This is a genomic window from Cyanobacteriota bacterium, from assembly GCA_025054735.1.
Lineage (GTDB): Bacteria > Cyanobacteriota > Cyanobacteriia > SKYG9 > SKYG9 > SKYG9.
Map to the genome: position 1 here is coordinate 1 of JANWZG010000546.1, position 2,068 is coordinate 2,068.

General features: G+C 46.7%; 3 protein-coding genes. 2 read left to right on the forward strand and 1 reads right to left on the reverse strand.

The window, feature by feature from the left end; all coding sequences use genetic code 11:
- Positions 1 to 655, forward strand: a 655-nt coding sequence (locus NZ772_17950; protein MCS6815438.1) for a DUF3685 domain-containing protein, incomplete at its 5' end; no start/stop codon positions are given.
- A 114-nt stretch (positions 656 to 769) separates the two neighbouring features.
- A complete protein-coding gene (locus tag NZ772_17955) occupies positions 770 to 1,147 on the forward strand; it encodes a rhodanese-like domain-containing protein (protein MCS6815439.1) in 378 nt (125 codons plus the stop codon).
- A 267-nt stretch (positions 1,148 to 1,414) separates the two neighbouring features.
- Here NZ772_17955 and NZ772_17960 read toward each other — a convergent pair whose 3' ends face one another.
- The gene (locus NZ772_17960; GenBank protein ID MCS6815440.1) at positions 1,415 to 2,068 is read right to left on the reverse strand and encodes a ribonuclease D; all 654 of its coding nucleotides are present in this window, start codon (positions 2,066 to 2,068) and stop codon (positions 1,415 to 1,417) included.

The window sequence follows — 2,068 nt, forward strand, 5'->3', positions numbered from 1 at the left end:
TGAGGCAGCAACCGTCCAGACATTTATCTTAGATAAAGTCCCGTTTGTGCACGAGTTAGTTGCCCACCTCTTGTTTGCAACTCCGTTAACAATCGACCAAATGAGCTACCGGGCTGGGTCACCTGAAGCCATGTACAGGGCTGAACTATTGCTAGATAATTTGGTGATTATGGTGGCTAATGCAGTCATGCAGCCCCTGTTAAACCGGTTTGCTGGTGTGGATGTGATCAAGCGAGATTTTTATGATCGTCGCCTCGTTTCAACCCGTGAGCTGGCTAGGTTTAGAAATGATTTGTCTTGGAAGTATCGCCTTAATCAGTACGTCAGTGAACCCAGCGATATTTTTCAGAGCCAGTTTTCAATCTTAGTCTTTGGCGATCGCGGTATCAAGAAAACCACTATCTATGCTAACCGTGATCAAGAATTGGCCGTGTTGCAGGGTATCCCGGCGCTAGTTACCCTTGGTCTGGAATTGCGTGATGCTGTAGCACCTCGAATTAAAGCGGCAATTGCTTTTCTGGGCAGTGGCCTAGTCTATGTGCTCACAGATATTCTGGGACGAGGAATTGGATTAATTGGCCGAGGAATTATTAAAGGAATTGGTAATGCTGTGCAAGATCTCAGGCAACGTGAAAGGCCATCCTCCCATGAGTAAGTAGGCAATTTGTAAAAAGATTATGAGATCTATATATAAAACTTTGCAATTCCAGTCATAAATTGTTACCTTCTCAGTAGCAGCATTGGATTTGCAACTTCAAATTATCAAATTATGTTTAGGCGTGGTCTTCGTTCACTATCATCACCGTTACAGCAGAAATCGAGAGTATACGACCTTAAGGCTCGCTTAGATTGGGGGGAGCCTGCACTGACTATTATTGACGTGCGATCGCGAGAGCAATTTAATGCCCGGCATATTCCAGGTGCTGTGCTGATGCCTATGGCTGAGTTAGTGAAACGGGCAAAAGTCAGCCTCGAGTTTGAACGCGATATTTACGTCTACAGTGATACGGACGAAGAAACGGCAGAGGCTGCTGCTGCTCTGCGATCTGCTGGATATTACAATGTCTCGGAACTACGTGGTGGTGTTGCAGCCTGGAAAGCTGTCGGATTTCCGATCGAGTCGTCCTGTGCTGTAGGTAGTTGCTAGTGCTTACTAGCCACAGTGCTGTTGAGCCACTGGCTATAGTCGTTTCGATTTAGATTGCAACAATTGTCCTTACTCCAATCCCTCTCTCTGCTTCCCTTAGCTCCCTGCAAGTAGGGGGTTGGAAGCAGAACCTAAATGTCTCTTCCTAATCTGGAATGACTACAGTCAGCGATAGAAACCTTAGTCTTTATACAAGTCTTTACACGGTCATCTGTAGCGATAGTTTGGGGACTTAGCATTACCGGTCGCTCGTTACTCAGTGCTAGGTCAGTGCTCGAAGACATCCTTGTATTGTAAGAGATCGAGGCTAGCGATCGTTGGCAAACAGTGGAAACATTGCTGGGCTAAATCCCAGCGGTCTTCACGCTTGAGCATGGCTATGAGGCGATCTTTGATAGTGATTAGGTAGCGTACATCGTTGGCCGCATAGCGAAGCTGTTCAAGAGACAGATTAGCAGCGTTACCCCAGTCTGAGCTTTGGGCAGTTTTATCAAGTTCTATGTTGATTAACTCTGATACCAGATCCTTCAAGCCATGCTTAGGGCTGTAGGTACGGGCAAGTCTGCTAGCAACTTTTGTGCAAAACAGGGGTGCAACCCAAATGTCTAGGTAGTAACGCAGGGCAGCAATGTCAAATCGAGCAAAGTGAAATACCTTAAGTACATGAGATGCTTCTAGAAGCTGTTTGAGGTTAGGAGCAGCAGTTTGTCCCCGCTCAATGCGAATGACTGTCAGATGATCGTCCTGGTCACATAACTGCACGAGGCACAGGCGATCGCGATAGGGCAACAGACCCATGGTTTCGGTATCAACAGCCAGGGCTTCTGTCTGGAGATAGGTTGTCAGCATGTCATCGGGCAAATCGCGATCACACACTAGAAAGTTATCTGCACTAACGTTGTCTGCACCATCACCAACTAT

Excerpts from the sequence above, each read along its gene's own strand:
- NZ772_17955 (MCS6815439.1), top strand. The coding sequence starts at position 770 with ATGTTTAGGCGTGGTCTTCGTTCACTATCATCACCGTTACAGCAGAAA.